The organism is Gammaproteobacteria bacterium (ex Lamellibrachia satsuma) (assembly GCA_019623805.1).
Lineage (GTDB): Bacteria > Pseudomonadota > Gammaproteobacteria > Chromatiales > Chromatiaceae > QGON01.
The window spans coordinates 1,643,116-1,658,372 of the sequence record CP053680.1 but is presented as its reverse complement, the minus strand read 5'-3'; the positions used below and the strand labels follow the sequence as shown (position 1 = coordinate 1,658,372).

At 55.3% G+C, this 15,257-nt stretch carries 16 protein-coding genes; 3 read left to right on the top strand and 13 right to left on the bottom strand.

Features of this window, described 5'->3' with window-relative positions; genetic code table 11:
* Positions 1-8: 8 nt before the first annotated feature.
* The 10 genes from HPY30_07010 to HPY30_06965 all read right to left on the bottom strand — a co-directional run bounded on the left by HPY30_07010 (position 9) and on the right by HPY30_06965 (position 8,146).
* Complete coding sequence (locus HPY30_07010; GenBank protein QYZ65758.1) at positions 9-296, bottom strand: PAAR domain-containing protein; 288 nt, start codon at positions 294-296, stop codon at positions 9-11.
* A gap of 101 nt (positions 297-397) precedes the next feature.
* Positions 398-2,143, bottom strand: a complete 1,746-nt coding sequence (gene vgrG, locus HPY30_07005) for a type VI secretion system tip protein VgrG (protein QYZ65757.1) — start codon at positions 2,141-2,143, stop codon at positions 398-400.
* 3 nt (positions 2,144-2,146) lie between these two features.
* Positions 2,147-2,827, bottom strand: coding sequence for a LysM peptidoglycan-binding domain-containing protein (locus tag HPY30_07000; protein ID QYZ67943.1), 681 nt, complete (start codon positions 2,825-2,827; stop codon positions 2,147-2,149).
* Positions 2,828-2,846: 19 nt separating this feature from the next.
* Positions 2,847-3,017, bottom strand: coding sequence for a hypothetical protein (locus tag HPY30_06995; GenBank protein QYZ65756.1), 171 nt, complete (start codon positions 3,015-3,017; stop codon positions 2,847-2,849).
* Positions 3,017-3,457: a phage tail protein gene (locus HPY30_06990; protein QYZ65755.1), complete on the bottom strand. Its 441-nt coding sequence runs from the start codon at positions 3,455-3,457 to the stop codon at positions 3,017-3,019. The genes HPY30_06995 and HPY30_06990 overlap by 1 nt, the downstream gene beginning before the upstream one ends.
* A 16-nt stretch (positions 3,458-3,473) precedes the next feature.
* Positions 3,474-3,908, bottom strand: coding sequence for a phage tail protein (locus tag HPY30_06985; protein ID QYZ65754.1), 435 nt, complete (start codon positions 3,906-3,908; stop codon positions 3,474-3,476).
* 75 nt (positions 3,909-3,983) lie between these two features.
* Positions 3,984-4,994 carry a phage tail sheath family protein gene (locus tag HPY30_06980; GenBank protein QYZ65753.1) on the bottom strand — a complete coding sequence of 337 codons (1,011 nt, stop codon included), beginning with the start codon at positions 4,992-4,994 and terminating at the stop codon, positions 3,984-3,986.
* 18 nt (positions 4,995-5,012) lie between these two features.
* Positions 5,013-6,146 carry a hypothetical protein gene (locus HPY30_06975; GenBank protein ID QYZ65752.1) on the bottom strand — a complete coding sequence of 378 codons (1,134 nt, stop codon included), beginning with the start codon at positions 6,144-6,146 and terminating at the stop codon, positions 5,013-5,015.
* A 19-nt stretch (positions 6,147-6,165) separates the two neighbouring features.
* Positions 6,166-7,557 (bottom strand): hypothetical protein, encoded by a 1,392-nt coding sequence (locus tag HPY30_06970; GenBank protein ID QYZ65751.1) that lies wholly within the window; start codon positions 7,555-7,557, stop codon positions 6,166-6,168.
* Between the two features lie 4 nt (positions 7,558-7,561).
* Positions 7,562-8,146, bottom strand: coding sequence for a DUF4255 domain-containing protein (locus HPY30_06965; GenBank protein ID QYZ65750.1), 585 nt, complete (start codon positions 8,144-8,146; stop codon positions 7,562-7,564).
* A gap of 172 nt (positions 8,147-8,318) precedes the next feature.
* Between HPY30_06965 and HPY30_06960 the strand changes: the two genes are divergently transcribed.
* The gene (locus HPY30_06960; protein QYZ65749.1) at positions 8,319-9,635 is read left to right on the top strand and encodes an ATP-binding protein; all 1,317 of its coding nucleotides are present in this window, start codon (positions 8,319-8,321) and stop codon (positions 9,633-9,635) included.
* Positions 9,636-9,850: 215 nt separating this feature from the next.
* On the opposite strand, the gene HPY30_06955 is transcribed toward HPY30_06960, so the two are convergent.
* Entirely contained in the window at positions 9,851-11,815 is a 1,965-nt protein-coding gene (locus HPY30_06955) for a cytochrome C (protein QYZ65748.1), read from the bottom strand.
* Between the two features lie 456 nt (positions 11,816-12,271).
* On the opposite strand from HPY30_06955, the gene HPY30_06950 reads away from it, so the two are divergent.
* Positions 12,272-13,057, top strand: a complete 786-nt coding sequence (locus tag HPY30_06950; protein QYZ65747.1) for a cytochrome c — start codon at positions 12,272-12,274, stop codon at positions 13,055-13,057.
* A 32-nt stretch (positions 13,058-13,089) separates the two neighbouring features.
* Complete coding sequence (locus HPY30_06945; protein ID QYZ65746.1) at positions 13,090-14,031, top strand: ankyrin repeat domain-containing protein; 942 nt, start codon at positions 13,090-13,092, stop codon at positions 14,029-14,031.
* Positions 14,032-14,070: 39 nt separating this feature from the next.
* Here HPY30_06945 and HPY30_06940 read toward each other — a convergent pair whose 3' ends face one another.
* Both HPY30_06940 and HPY30_06935 read right to left on the bottom strand, forming a co-directional pair.
* Complete coding sequence (locus HPY30_06940) at positions 14,071-14,517, bottom strand: YaiI/YqxD family protein (protein ID QYZ65745.1); 447 nt, start codon at positions 14,515-14,517, stop codon at positions 14,071-14,073.
* Positions 14,518-14,525: 8 nt separating this feature from the next.
* Positions 14,526-15,089: a hemerythrin family protein gene (locus HPY30_06935; protein ID QYZ65744.1), complete on the bottom strand. Its 564-nt coding sequence runs from the start codon at positions 15,087-15,089 to the stop codon at positions 14,526-14,528.
* Between the last annotated feature and the right edge of the window lie 168 nt (positions 15,090-15,257).

Below are 15,257 nucleotides of genomic sequence, written 5' to 3'. Positions count from 1 at the left end.
TGTGTGTCCTATCCGATCATCACTGTTGGCGCGCCCAGCACAATGCTGCCGCCGTGGGCGGTGGAGTCTCCCTGACGTGCCGCTGGAGCGCCGCCGATAAACACCGTGGCCGAGCCTGCAGCGATGGTATCCGGCGGCCCAACGCACACTGCCATGTCTCCCACCCGTGCTGCCGGTAAACCCGCGATCATCACGGTGGGCGCCCCCGCCGGCAGGATGGGGCCGCCGACATGTGGCACGGTCCCGGTCACCAGGGGACAGACGTGCATATCGCTGACTCTTGCGGCTGGGGGCATTGGGTAACTTCGCCTCAATGTAGGTCGGGTTAGCGCAGCGTAACCCGACGGGTTTATTGATCTTGCCGGGTTACGCTGCGCTAACCCGACCTACACACTGTTTAATTGATCATGACCATGGAGCCTTGCACCTTGGCAGTGCCGCTGCTGGTCAGTTCCGCCCCGGCACTACCCTCGGCCTTCATCTCGGCGCTGGCCTTGATATTGATGTTGGTGCCCTCCAGGGTGATGTCACCGGAGGCCTTGATCTGGATATCACTGGCGGATTCGAGCAGGATGCCGTCGCTGCTGAAGGTTGTTTTGTTGTCGCTTTCATCGACGATCTCGATAACGCCGTTTTCATCATCGATGAAAATTTTGTTGCCGTTCGGTGTCTCCAGCAGGATCGACTTTTTGTCGTCGTCAAAGACCAGTTTCAATCCCTCTCGTGAGTGGTAGCCCTTGAGTTTGTTCTCCTCCTCCGCCTCTTCCGGGGGGGGCTTGGCGCTGGAGTGGAGCATGCCGAGGATCACCGGGTGCCGTGGGTCGTCGTTGAGAAATCCCACCAGTACCTCGTCATCGACTTCGGGGCGAAAAAAGGTGCCGCGGGTATCACCTGCATCCAGGGTGGCCTGACGTGCCCACACACCGGCTGCCTGGCCGTCCATGACCGGCAGTCGCACCTGAATACGGTGCTCATCGAGTGGGTCATCCGCGATTTGTGAGACCACGCCGATCTGCAGGCCGCTGACTGCGGGCGTCAGCCCTGCTGCGGGAGGGACATCCATTTTGAAGGCTTGGCTGAAGGCCTGGCTGTCGAGCCCGAACTGGAAGTCGGTGATCCAGCTGCCTTCGCTCACCCGGTGGCGTACCCCGGAGACAAATACGGGGCCGTTGAATCTTGCCCCCAATCCCTGCAGGTCGATGAGTGCCGTGGGTTTCACCTGTGCGTGTCCCTGGCAGCTTGCCCGGCCACGGATCTTGGCCAGCCGGTGGCGCAGCAGACGGGCGTCGCTGAAGGCCTGCAGTTCTTCCTGACTCACGGCGCCGCTGTGTTCGTTGTGGCGGCCCTGCTCAAGAATTCCGGCCAGTTCATCTCCGCTGAGGTTGCCGGGTTCGGTGAAACTGGCCGCTTCGCTGGTGATTTCAAGGCGTTCCTGACCGGCAGCGTCCCAGCCTGTGGCGGTGACCTCGGTGGCCTGTTCGCGGGCGTCGATCTCCGCATCGAAATCCAACAGCGTGGCGCCGTAAAGGAGCTCGGTTTCGGGGGAGCCTGTCAGCGCAGGTTTGGCCGCCGTGAGCGTTCCCGCTTCAAGCGTGCAGAGCAGGCCGTTGGCCTCCAAGCGGTTGAGCAGAAAATCCCAGTCGGTGGCCTGATACTGCACAAGATGGGGATGGGTGATGCTGGTCGTCTCGATATTGGACTCGATGTCGTGATCCCCCAGCAGCTCGGCGGCAACATCACTGTCGCTCATCTCCTCGAAATAGCGGCTGCGCCTTTCCAGGGTCATGCGGATGGCGGTATCACGGCACTCCAGGATCAGGTTGCTGCCGCCGTTGGTACGGCCGCGGATCGAATGTTTCACCACGATCCCCTGGAATACGCTTTCCTGTTCGGAACGGTAGCCGAGCTGGATCTCGATGGTCTGTCCTGGAACAAAGTGTTCCGATTCACTGAGGGCGAAGGTCTCGCTGGCCGGGTCGCCATCCGCCAGGGTGATACGCGCTGTGGGGATGCGGTTGATCTCGCTGCTGACCAGGACGGAGAGCACTTGAAATTGACGCGGCAAAACCTCACCGCCCGCCTTTACGGTAGTGGTGACCAGGTCTGATGCGCGGGGCAGTGGCAGTTGTCGTTCGCGGGGCATCGGCTATTTCTCCAACTTCGGGAAACTCAGCCGCTGGCCGGTTTGCAGTTGTCGGAAATCAACCAGGTTGTTGGCGTCGGCCACCTCCAGGTAGAGGCTGGAATCCCCGTATATTTCGTGGCAGAGGCGGGGCAGGGTGTCGCCGTCACGCACGATGCGCAGATGGGTGAGGTCGGGTGATTGGGCATTCTCCCGGGCGGCCCGCAGGTCGTCCTCCACGAAACCTTTGAACTTTGCCCTTGCCACGGCGCGGATCGGTGTGCCGTCGGGTTTGAACAGCTTGAAGGTGATCTCCATCTCACTGAGGCTGCCCTTGAAGAGCAGGGTGCCCCAGCTGAGTTTGATGTGGCGTGGCTGGTGGGTGTCACCGTCGTAGTTGAGCACCACCTCCTTGAAGTGCTCGATCGCATCCACCACGCCGTCGCCCTTCAGGTAGCGGTTGCTGAAAGACTCTGAGAGGCTGCTGGGAATGGCTCCGGTGCTGTCGAAGAGAAACTCAAAATCCATCTCTTCCGGCAGGATCTTGTTGAAACGGGGGGGAGTGGCGCTGGTGCCCGAGGCCTGCTGCTCGTCGCGCTCGATCTTGTATTTGAAAGAGTAGCTCTCCGGGTTGATCTGCACCACAAAGGTGCCGTCCGCCACCTCTTCCGAGAATTGCGGATCGCTGTAGGCGATGAGACGCATTTTTTCCAGTTGTCCCACGCTAACGCTCCTCCCGTTCCTGCAGTATCTGCATGATCCGTTCGATGCACTCGGCGATCAGTGCTTCCTTATCCTCGGGGGCCGGCCGGGTGCTGCTACTGCTGCCCTCCCGGCGCGGCGCCTCTCCACCGACCTCGGCACGAATCACCAGTTCTCTGATCTCTACCGGCATCAGTCTCTCGTAAAGTAGAGATACTGGAGGTCCAGTGTCTCGATGGTCAGTTCATTGTTCATGGCGTTGAAATCCGAGACGGACCACTTCTTCGGCCAGGCGTGGAAGATGTTCCAACTCATCACCGCCTCGTGTTTTTCGTTGAGCAGGGTGATCAGTATGTCGACCGGCTTGATCTCCAGGGTCTGCATGGTCCGGTTGCACCAGTCGATGAGATCGGAGTTACGCATCATGCCCCGTTTCAGACTCAGCGTGCCGTAGCTGGTCTTGGTGGGCAGGATGTACTCGAAGCGGTTTTCACCGCCCTCTTTGATGGTCTCCGTCTCCATGCTGACCTCCAGGCCACCGATGGTTTGGAAGCGGCTGTCATTAGTGCCGAAATCAGCACTAATGAATTCGACCTGGAAGTGGAATCCGGGATAAAAGTCGTACTCCGACATATTGGTTTGTCCCGGATTACTCGTTCTCGATCACCAGCCCTTCGTGGACAAGTTCCATGGTTTCGATCGCCACTTCGTTGCCGTCAGCCTTCAGGTCGGTGGCCGTCACCTTGGATGGCCATGCATTCTTCACCTTCCACACCACCACCGGTTCATGGTTTTCGTTGAGCAGGCTGATCACCAGATCCCGACGCTCCACGGTCTGCAACTTGGCGGTCTCTTTCCACCAGTTGAAGAACTCGTTGTCACTGGCGAAGGTGCCTCTTTTCAGGGTGATGTTGCTGTACTTTTTCAGACCCGGCATGCGGATCTTGCTGAACTCAGGACTCATGCCGTGCCGGTATTCGATCATCTCTGTCTCGACCTCAAGGCCGGAGACCTCGCTGAAACCGACGCTGGAACCGCCCCACTCGACCACGAAGTGGAATTTTGCGAGAGGATAATTTGCCATGACTGTACCTCGTATCCGTTAGCGGGCGCAGGCCGCGGGCCTGCGCATCTCTGTTTCCCTGTAAAAAATCATTTGTCAGGAGACCTGCATCTTGTGGGAGAAACGCAGGATGATGAACTCTGCGGGCCGAACCGCTGCCATGCCGATCTCAACGATCAATTTGCCTTCATTGATATCCTGCGCCGTCATGGTCTGTCCCAGTCCCACGTTGACGAAGAAGGCGTCGTCGGGCACCGCGCCGGCGAGGGCGCCATTGCGCCACTGAATCAACAGAAAGTTCTCGATCATGCCCCTGACCTTGACCCAGGTGTTCTTGTCGTTGGGCTCAAAGACGAAACGGGATGAGGCCTTCTTGACCGACTCCTCGACCATGTTGAAGAAGCGCCGTACATTGACGTAACGCCACTCGTTGCTGTTGCCGTCGAGGGTGCGGGCGCCCCAGACCAGGGTCCCCTTGCCGATGAAGGGGCGGATGATGTTGACCGATTTGCCGGCTACCGTGTCCACGTTGTAGTCGGCCTGCTCCGCATGGGTGACGACCTCGGAAACGCCCTTGACGCTGGAGAGGCTGACGTTGGCAGGGGCCTTGTGAACACCGCGGTTGGCATCAACCGCCGCATAGGCACCGGCGATAGCTGCGCTTGGGGGTAGCTCGGTTACCGCATTGGAGACCCGGCTGATCAGGTTGCGCAGTAGCGGAAAACCGTCCACCAGGGTTTCGTGATAGCTGTTTTCCAGGGCGCGGGCCTCGGCCTTGATGCCGGCAACCGCTTCATCCACCGATTTGAACACCTTACTCACCAGGCGTGCGCCGCTCTCCATGTTTTTCGCACGCTTTTTATTCGCCTCCTCATCGACAGCCGGTCCGGCAGCACCTTCCAGGTAGATGGAGGTGAGTTCAAAGGCAGGCAGATCGGCTTTGGTAAAGGCGTTGTCTCCGCCCTGCGTCCATGCGGCAGCAGTCATCCCGGCACTATGGGCTGCAAAGTAGTCTTCATGCTCGTCGACATTGCCGTCTGCGTCGGCATCCTCGCCTGTGGCGATGAATAGACCGGCGCCTCTAGTGTAGTTATTGAGCGTCTGCATCTGGTAAAAGAGGCTGTTTTAAATCAGCGTCTGTGCGTAGTCCGTAAGGAAGGTGGTGCCGTCCGGATCGAAGGGGGCACCAGGGTCGCCTGGATCTGCTGCTATGCGCTGGCTGAAATCGGTGTCGGCCTTGGCAACCTCATCCAGCATGGCGTTCACCAGGATATAGATGTAGTCGAACAGCGCCTGATAGGCATCCTGTACCGGGCCGATCGGGTTGGCTGCTGTGTCAGTGTTAAAGGTAGCGAGTGCATTACGAAAGTCGTTGTATTTTGCCTGATAGCCGGCATCCACTGATTCTGCATCGGTGGTATTGTCGGCGAGAAATTTCTTTAATCCTGCAGTGGCATCGTCGAGCAGGCGATCTGTGTCGGCAGAGGCGCGGGTCAGACGGCTGATAGCCTGCTGGGTGTCCCCGTCCTCGGTCAGATTGCTGAGGCTGACGGGATTGCCGAGTTTGAAGAGGTGCCCCGTCAACTGACGGACTTTTACCGTCTTGCTCAGGTTGGTCTTCAACCAGGGTCCGTAGGCGGCGCCATACTTGAGATTCTGCATGCCGACCTTGTTGCGGAAGTCGGCGATGCTGTCGCGTAGATCCATACTGACACCGTTCTCCTGCAGCAGATCGAGAATGGCGAAACGGTCCTTCAGGTCGCCGCTCTGTTTCAGCGCCTCCTGCTGCAGGGTGTAGAACTTGTCGTCCTTCAGTTGCACCGCATCGGGTATTACCAGAAGGGTCGGTTCATCCTCGCGGGCGACGGCGGCGAGCCCGGCGCTGAGACGATCCTTATTGATGGTGTCGTTGTAGTCGCCGACCGAGACGATGTAGCACTTGCTGCCGCCGTTGGCGAAGAAGAGCCGCATGCTGTCGTAGAGTAGAAATGTGGCTGTGAGGCTGGCGCTGGTGATGCTGTTGTTGGCGTCCAGGTTCACCTGGTCAACCGTGACATCGGGGGCACCACCGAACAGTTCCTCAAAGTCGGCCAGAGAACGGATGAGCTCGGGTATATCGTGCAGGGATTCCCCCCGCTTTTCCGCCAACTGTGTGTAGCCGATGAAGGCGGGGACAGCGGTCTCCACTTGAGCGACAGAGGGTGGGAAGAGGGATATCTCTTCTGTGTAGACGCCGGGGGTTTTGACTACGAGTGCCATGGTGGTCTCTCCCTGATGGTTAACTGGTCAAATAGATGTCCGAAAAGATTCGGCCGTCTTCGGGATGGATCGAATGGGTGTCAGTAGGATTTGGCAGATACTGACTGGTGTCGTTGCGGAGCAGGGGGATGAATCCTCTGGTCAGCGGTTGTGTCTTGCTGGTGATTAACCGGCTGGGCGTTGTGCCTGCTTCCACGGCGAGGCCATCACCGGGAGCCGCAATCAGGTCGTCACTCAGTGGTTTGGGGAACTGGTAGCGCCAGTAGGTGGCGCGGTTGATGAAGTTAACGAGGTATTCGGGTGACTGCAGAACCCCGTCGCTATCCAGTAATCGATAATCATCGGCGGTGGCTTCCAGTTCGATCAGGCCGAACAGGCGGCGGCCGGCAAGATCGTTATCCAGATAGAAGAACCGTTCACTGTTTGCCAATGGCAAGCCGTCGGCACCGAAAAGCTGCAGACGGTAGCGGCCGGATTTGAGACCGGCCAGGTCGACGGTAATTTCGTTTTGTTCGCTCTCTCCATCGTAGGTTTCCTCTAACAGCATCTGTGCGTCGAGGTCGAATACCCGAAGTTTCAGGTAGTGCAGCGGATTGTCCAGGGCAATGGAGAGGTGGTTGGGGTAAAGCGCTAGCCAATCGTTGCGGCTCACGCCTTGCAGCAGGGGGCTGTACTGGCGTAACCAGTGAGTCGGGTTGGAAAAATTGCCGCTGGGATCGTCGATTTGTGACTCGTAGACGCTGCCGTTGTGGATAACGTGATCTCCCGTGGCCACTTCGCCCGCCGGGATTGGACCACTCTCATAGATCTTATAGGGGGGGGAAGTCTGCCAGTCTTCGATGTCGAAAGTATCACCGGCTTCGATCTTGTCGGGCGCGCTGAGCCGCTGTTGCGGATCGAGTGGGTCGTCAATCAGCAGGTCACCCGGCTGGTACCGAACGGCATCACTGAAACCCTGCAACGAACGGGACAGGTGCAGGCTGTTCTGTTCGGGGTTATTGGCACTGTTTGAGAAGTGGTAGATCCCCCCCTGCAGTTTGTCGAGGGGCAGGTTGGTGATGTCGAGGAAATGGGGGTTTCTCAGTTGCAGGGAGAAACGCAGCTTGAAGCCCGGTTCCAGTCCTGCTGCGAAAACCGGCTCACCGCTGCCGGGATCCCGGCTGACCGGTGCGGCGACGAGAAAGCCGTCTCCAGTCTGGCGGTAGACCAACCGGTAACGGTTGATCAGCAGCCGACAGTCGGCGGTGGGTTGGATCTCCAGATCCTGATGGATGTCAGTCTGATCCAGGATTTTCTGTTGTGCATTCGGGGCGAGAGATTCAAAACACGCCTGGCCGCGATCAAAGTAGTAACCGTGGCGAAAGCGGACGGTGCAGAGCGGACGATATTCGATGCCTACCGTCTCACTCATGGCCCTAGTTCCGCTGTCCGTGAATGAGGTCGATGGCCGTGATCGGTTGTGCCGGTTCTCCGCTACTCTCCGCCTCCAGGCGCAGTAACCGTGCCTTGTACATCACGAATGGCACCTGCTTGCCGCCGAGACTGCCCCACAGATCGTTGATCTCCTGAAAACTGAGCGTATGTAGATCAAGTTGAACATTGAACGCCTCGGGTAGCTGTTTTTCCGGTTGATTGTGGCGATGGAAATCGAAGCCGCGATGGGACTGGAAAAAAAGCAGGATCTGGGAGAGTCGCTCCAGCGCCAGGTCGTAGTGGGTCAGGTTGGCGCTGAAGAGCAGAAACATATTGAGGTGGACGGGGCGTTCCGCAAGCTCCTTGCGGCCGTTGTGTAATTTGTGTATCGGGCCGTTCTTCATGGTCTTCTCCTCTTCGAGGTTGACCAGGCTGAGCACGACCTTGTCCTTGATAGAAGCTTCCGTGGGGAGGCTGTCCTGATTTTCCAGTTGCGCGATATTACCCAGGGTGACGGGCTTGCTGCCAACGTCGCCGAGGTGAAGATTGAGTTGGGTAACCAACAATTCCAATGCGGCTTTAATCATCTTCCCTAGACTGTCTTTGCCCTTGGACTGGGGCTATTGTTTCAGCATCAGATCCGGTGCTGATCTCCTCTCTCTTCTGTTAGAGTAGACCACGAATCTGGTGAAGTAAATGATTGTCAGGCCCCAGTGGAATTGTTGTGAATACGGTCATGAAACAGGGAAAAAACGTCACGTGGAAACAAGGCTGAAAAATCTGAGTGAGGGCCTGACTGCACTGGAGCAGTGGGTCCGCTACAGGCTTGCGGAACTGCTCGGGCAGGAGCATAAGATTGAGGTGGAAGCGGTTCAATCCCGTCTGGCCGGACTTGAACTACTGCCGGGTCAACGCCTTCCGTTCGAGGAAAGCCTGGCGCTGATCACAGTCTTGGCACCACATCTGCAATCCGATTTTTTTGACCGGATATTTGGCGAAGTGCTACCGCAAAATGGTGATTACCCTTCGCTGGGGGGGCTCCGTGGGACGCAGTTCCGGGGATTTATACCCACGGGAGAGACGTTGATGTTTCTACTGGCCGGGAGGGACCTGAAACAGCGTTTGTATCTCAAACAGCTGTTTGAAGAGAGCCACCTGTTCAGCCGGGAGGGGCTGCTCTATCTGGACCCGGCTCCGCCGGGTGAGCCGACCCTTAGCGGCCGTCTGAGTATGCCCAGTGAAATCGTCTCTCTGCTGACAAGCGGGGTGGCTGAGGGACCCAGGTTCGGTATCGACTTTCCGGCCCAGCACCTTACGACGGATCGAGAGTGGGATGAGCTGGTTTTGCGTCCGGCGACGCGGGATCAACTTGCGGAACTGTGCAACTGGTTGACCCATCGGGATCATCTGTTGAACGAGTGGGGCATGGGACGGGTCTTTCGCCCCGGATACCGGGCGCTGTTTCATGGACCGCCGGGAACCGGCAAGACCTTCACTGCGACCCTGCTTGGCAAGGTGACCGGACGGGATCTGTTTCGTATCGATCTGTCGATGGTGATCTCCAAATATATCGGTGAGACGGAAAAAAACCTGGAGAAGGTCTTCTCCCGCGCCGAGCATCGTGACTGGATCCTCTTTTTCGATGAGGCCGATGCCCTGTTCGGCAAGCGCACCGGGGTGCGGGACGCCCACGACCGTTATGCGAATCAGGAGGTCTCCTATCTGTTGCAGCGGATCGAGCAGTTTTCCGGGCTGGTGATTCTTGCTTCAAACCTGAAAAGCAATATCGACACCGCATTTATGCGGCGCTTTCAGTCGGTGGTTCATTTCCCTGCGCCGGGTCCGGAAGAGCGCTATCAGATCTGGCGGCGGCTGCTTCCGAGCCAGGTCCGGTTGGAGCATGGATTGGATATGCGGGCGTTGTGCCGGCGCTATGAGCTGACCGGTTCCAATATCGCCAATATCATGCAGTATGCATTATTGCAGACGCTCTCCCGTCAATCCGATATTCTGCAAAAAGCGGATCTGTTGGAGGCAATCGAGCGGGAGTATCAGAAGGAGGGGCGTTCTCTATAACTCACGTTTCGGAGTTTAATTCATCTGGTAGGGTGCGCTGTGCGCACCATGATTGCTGTAACTGCTTGTTCTGGCGCGCTCGGCGCACCCTACTTCCGTCACTACGGAGTCATTGTGGTGGGGGCGCCGCTCCTGCATTTGAAATATCCCATCTGTTTGCAGCGGTAGCTCGTTGAAAGGCAGCGCCCTGGGGCGCTGCCAAACAGTGCCAAGTCCTATGACATGGTCGTGAAGCCAATCGCAACCAGTGTCAGCAGCGTCAATCCAAAGAAGATCAGGATCGTGCCAATGATATTGGAGCCTCTCTGCATTCCCTTCGACGGCTTGTTCACCAGATATTTCTCCAGCTCCCCACTCGCTTCCAGACGCTCGTACTCCCGCTTATGCTCATGCATGAACTCATCAAGTGGCACAGCCCCGGTAAAAATGGAGGTGCTCATCGGGAATTTGTCCGGGCGGAAGTGGGCATTGAAGAAGTGCACCGAGAACAGGAATATGGTGGCCAACAGGGCCTCTTCCGCATGGACGATTGTCGCAATATTAAAGACAAAGCCTGGCAGTATTATTGCTGTCTTGGTCGGCAAGAAGAGCATCAGGCCACTCAAGCCGATAACGCCTGCACCCCAGAAGGGGGCCCAGTAATCAAACTTCTGCCAGTAGGACCAGCGGTCAAAGCTGGGCCGCTCTGCCTTGCCGAAGAACCAGCGGAACATCGCTTTCAGATCGTGCCAGTCCTGCCAGTTGGGTATCATCGATGTGGGTCCGAACCAGCGGAACGTCTTGCGCTCAGCGATGAAGACGTTGTAACTGGCGATGGCGACGTGCACCAGGAACACCGACAACCAAACAGTCGCCGCAGTACGGTGAATGATGGCCTCAATCTGTGGTCCGCCGAGTATGTTGATTACGAATGGCGCCCATTCGGTATGAGAGAAGAGCAGGGTGGAGCCGGTCAATACCAGTGTCATGGTGCTCATGGCGAACAGCAAGTGGATGATGCGCCAGGCAACGCTGAAACGACGGAAATAGACCGTCTCTTCTCCCGCAGGGGGGATGTATCCCTTGCCCTGCTGGCGATCACGAAACTCCCTGTAGAACCAGAGCAGGACATGGGTCCAGAAGAAGAGGAACACGCCGATAATCAGCGCCTCCATGAATTTTGCGGTTATCCAGATACCGGGATAACGCTCGAAATCATCGGCATTACCATGAGCATGGAAACCCAGGAACCCTTCAGGGGCATCCTCATGACACTGCTGGCAGGTCTCCAGGCGATTATCGATATGTATGCTGGAAGTCGGGTCATCAATCTTCTTCAGCTCGTGACCACCATGGCAATCGTAACATTTCGCGGTATTAGTATAACCCAGTCGGTTGACCTGGCCATGGTAGGAAGCGAGATAGGTCTTCAATGAATCCTCATGGCAGCTACCGCAGTTCTGAGTGATGGCCAGCTTCATTGAATCGGCTTCCGGCGATTCAATGTTGTGCGTGGTATGGCAATCCGAGCAGACAGCAGCATCGCTGTTCTTTTTCTCCGCCACTTCCTTGCCGTGGATGGATGTCAGGTAGGCCTGTTTCTGCTCCTCATGGCACTTACCGCACACATCAGGATTCTTCAGACGATGTTCAGCCCGCTGCTCACTGCCCAGGGTGCCGATGTTATGGGCATCGTGGCAGTCGTGGCAGGTGGCATTGGTTCTGGACTGGTCGGCAAGACTTGGGCGGGCATGCACCGAATGCATGTAGCTGTCGACCTGCTCCAATACCACCTTCAGGCGTTTGTACTTCGGGTCGGGGCTGTCTTTCTGCTCTTCCAGATTTTCCTGGTGGCACTGCACACAACCGACGGTAATGGGCAACCTTTCGTCATGTTCCCCTTTTGTCAGGGTGACGTTGGTATGACAGCCGACACAGTATTGCTTCCCATGGACGCTGTTCTCGAACTTGCCCGGGTCAACGTAGATGAATTTCGTTGTGCCATCTTCATACTCCCAGATCTGCTCATCTTCATCATCATCGGCATGACACTTGGTGCATTTTTTGTTTGGAGTGAGTGGCTTGCCTGCTTTTTCAGATGCAGGTGTTGAAGCCTGCTCCACTGCAGCAAAAGCAGTAAAGGCAGATAGCCCAAGCAGGGCTGCCAACATCACTGACCAGACCTTATTTATTCTCCTCATTATCTCCCCCGGCGCCCCTTCTGATTTTGATTGATCTGCCACAAACGAAGCCTCTGGCCCGGTAACTCGTGGGCGTTGCAGGAGGCTGTCTGAATTGCTCCCGGCAAACGGCGAGTCTGGCCGGGTGCGGATAAATCCTAATGCTGCAGGGGAATATCCACTCTATTTTTATGTTTGCGTATTCTTCTCTACAATACAGGCAAGGTCAACAGGTTCGGGGATGTTTACTCTGTGCGGCCTCTCCGCAATAGCATTGTCAAGAGTTGGGAGGTTTGGAATGGCAGAGAGCGAATCCAGTCTCATCCCTGTTAGAGTCGGGCCTTGTTGACACTGGTTATGATTGGATATATAAGCAGCATGTGCTGGGCTGTCGGAGTCCCGTAGATATGGTAACTGCTTAGCGCTGCTGAAGTGGTTCTGAATCTGTACTATCAATATAAAAAGATATTATTCGCTATGATCTATTTATTATCTTTATTTGCTAATATAGCAAAGTCATCGTTTCGTTTATTGCTGGTTTTTAGTTTGAGTCTGGCTTTCCTTGCTTCCGGCGTTGCCAATGCTGAATCAGAGGCAAAAAAAATTGATGAGGTAGTTCAAAAAGCCCTCGATGTGACACCCGATGTTGAAAAAGGCAAAAGGCTGTACTTCAACTGTGCAGTTTGCCACACGCCAGAGGGCTGGGGTTCACCATCCGGTCATTTTCCGCAAATTGCCGGACAGCATCAAAGCGTGATACTGAAACAGCTTGCTGATATCCATAAGGGTAATCGTGATAATCCCACCATGATGCCTTTTACAAAGCCCCTATTTGCCAAAGGTACACAGGCATTGGCTGATATCTCAGCCTATATTGAGCAGTTGCCGATGGTTCCCAATAACAGCATTGGCTTCGGTATGCGGCTTGAAGAAGGCAAAGAGCTATATAATGAAAACTGCAAAAAGTGTCACGGGGAGAATGGTGAAGGTGATGCAAAAGAGTTTTATCCGCGTATTCATGGGCAGCATTTCAAGTACCTGCTACGGCAATTACAGTGGGTGAAAATCGGCAAGCGCAGAAATGCAGATGAAAAAATGGTGGAACAATTTAAAATCTTTAGTCACTCTGATCTGGCAGCAATTGCCGATTATGTTTCCCGCCTGGCACCGGATAAAGAATTACTTGCCGATCATCTGGATTGGAGAAACCCGGATTTCAGAACTGGTTTTAGAACAGCACCTAAGGCGAAGCAAGAACAATGACACATAGCAGTACACTATTCAGAGGCATTAGCATGCTAAACCAGACAAAACTGTTAACCGGCCTGATTTTATATCTCTTTGTATGCTCAACAGCATGGGCTGACACCTTGCTGGACCAGCAGCTTCGTGATGTTGCGTCAGGGGGGACAGCAGAACAGCTCAGCTCGTTGATCAGAAAAGGCGCAAATATAGATGCGCCGGGTAAATATGGGAAGAGACCCCTTATGTTTGCCGCGGAATCCGGTAATACTGATATAGTTGCAACCCTGCTTTCTCATGGCGCAGAAGTCAATGCCAGAACGAAATCAGGTTCGACGGCACTAATATTTGCCGCTGAAAATGGTCATCCACAAATAACCGCATTGCTGATCGAACTGGGCGCTAACGTACATGATCGCAACAGGTCGGGATCCAACTCACTGATGATTGCCGCGAAAAAGGGGGACGATATCATCGTTGCCCAACTGCTGGAGTTTGGAGCAGATGTTCGTTCATCTGACAGAAAAGGCAATTCAGCCTTGATGCATGCGATAAATGCGGGGCACACTGATGTCGTTAAAACCCTGTTTAGATACAGCAGTCAGGTCACCCCCTGCGTACCTAATAATGCAGGTCTTACGCCACTGATGGTTGCAATTAATAAACGACAGAACGAAAGCGTAGAAATACTGCTGCCCAGAATCAAGAATGTTAATTTTCAGGATAATTTTGGCGCAGGCGCCCTTCATTATGCCGCTGAAAGGAATAATCTTGATGTCGTAAAATATCTTGTTGAGCGCCTTGCCAATGTCAATTTGCAGGATGAGGACCTCTCTACGCCCCTTATCTATGCGGTAAAAGCAGGTAATACTGAGGTTGTCTCGTACCTGTTAGCCAATGGCGCCGATAAATCACTAGAAAATGATATGGGTAAAACCGCCCAACAGCTTGCTGAAGAAAAAAACAATCAGGCTATCATCGATTTGCTTCGCTAGCAGTTTGTCCGGGAAAGGGAAAGAGAGGAAGAGGGCACGTTATAGCGCCTGTTTGAGAAACCTGTCAAGCTGATTGGCGAATGCCTGCCGGTCACCGTGGTTGAAGGACGGCGGGCCGCCGGTATCCACACCGCTACCGCGCAGTTCGTCCATGAAATTGCGCATGCTCAGCCGCTGTTTGATGTTGCTTTCGGTATAGCGTTCTCCCCTGGGATTGATCGCATTGCCGCCTTTCTCGATGACCTCGGCTGCCAGGGGAATGTCGGCTGTGATCACCAGGTCACCCGGTAGCAGACGCTTGACGATCTCGTTGTCAGCCACGTCGAACCCCGATCCGACCCGGATGGTCTTGATATAACGGGAGGGCGGCGTGCTGAGTGGCTGGTTGGCCACCAGGATCAGCGGTATCTGCACCCGCTCGGCGGCCCGATAGAGAATCTCCTTGATGACCTTCGGGCAGGCGTCGGCATCGACCCAGATCTGCATGGTGCGGCTCAGTTGACCCCTTTCCCCTGAAGGTGGGAGGTGTACTGTTTGTCAGTGCCGTTGATGTGGTTGATCAGCCAGCCCTGGAGATACTGGGCGACACCTGCCAGTGCTTCATGTCCCCGTACCTTGTAGTCCTCCACGAAACGCTCCACTTCGGCAATCATTGCTATATGCTGATCCTTGTGGGCGGCGAAGTCCGGGTAGTTGTTATCCTGCAGCAACTTCTCTTCATGATCGAAGTGATATTTGGTGTAGTCCACCAGCTCTTCCAGCGCCTTGCGCTCGAACTCTTCTCCGGTGTGATACTCATACGCTGTCTGGAATTTGTTCAAAAGCTCGATCAGTTTCTTGTGGTCATCATCCAGTTGTACGATGCCGACGCTGTATGAATCTTTCCACACCAGCTGGTCCGAGCGAACCTTCCAATTATAGATGAAGGGGATCAGAATCACCATGCCGATCAATATCCATGCAACCGGATTGTCGATTCCAAACAGGAATCCCAGTCCTGCAGCAACCACCAGGAGACTGATGGTGGTGACTAACAGCAGTGTTTTTAATTTTTTCATGCCTTAATTTCCAGCGTGATCGATTATTGTTCGTGAAATCAGCCTACATTCTAGGCCACTTTGGGGTATTTCAGAAACCCATCTGACGTGATGGCAGGTTCTTTATTTGGAAAAAGCTGTTCTCAACTTGGGGGAGGGGAGAGCAAGCGGCCAAAGGGTTGCAAAAAA